The following is a 600-nucleotide window of genomic DNA, read 5'->3' as shown; positions in this document are numbered from 1 at the left end:
ACAAGGAGCAAGTTGTATATGCTGTCGTACTTTTTACGCCGTTTAGCGTTAGTCATTCCGACGTTTCTCGGTATCACCATTCTTATCTTTGCCATCACTCGATTTGTACCGGGTGGGCCAGTTGAACGCATGCTGTCACAAATGCAGTCTCAGGGAGACGGCGCAGCATCGATGACGTCAGCGGGTGGCAATACTGCACTGTCTGATGAGCAAATCGCTGAGCTAAACGCATTCTACGGGTTGGATAAACCTGTGATGGAAGCTTACGTTGATTGGTTGAGTCGATTAGTGACGTTGGACTTGGGTGAATCAACGCGTTATTACGAACCAGTATCGGATATGATTGCAGAGCGTCTGCCTGTTTCGCTGTTCTATGGTGGCATGACTTTCTTTATCAGCTACTTCATCTCGATACCGCTTGGCTATTACAAAGCCCTCAAGCACGGTTCTGTGTTTGATTCTACCTCCTCCATTTTGATATTCGTCGGTTATGCCTTGCCTGGCTATGTGGTTGGCGTGTTATTGATTACTTTGTTTAGTTATCACTTGGAATGGTTCCCTATGGGGGGCTTTGTCGGTGATGATTTCGATGACTATGAA

General features: G+C 46.5%; 1 pseudogene. It reads left to right on the top strand.

From position 1 onward, the window contains the following. Window positions 1-18 precede the first annotated feature (18 nt). Window positions 19-600: pseudogene (locus R7040_RS28025) on the top strand (ABC transporter permease); the annotation flags it as partial.

It is taken from the genome of Vibrio sp. 1069, from assembly GCF_033340555.1.
The sequence above is the reverse complement of the archived record's forward strand: the minus strand, read 5'-3'. Positions and strand labels throughout refer to the sequence as shown.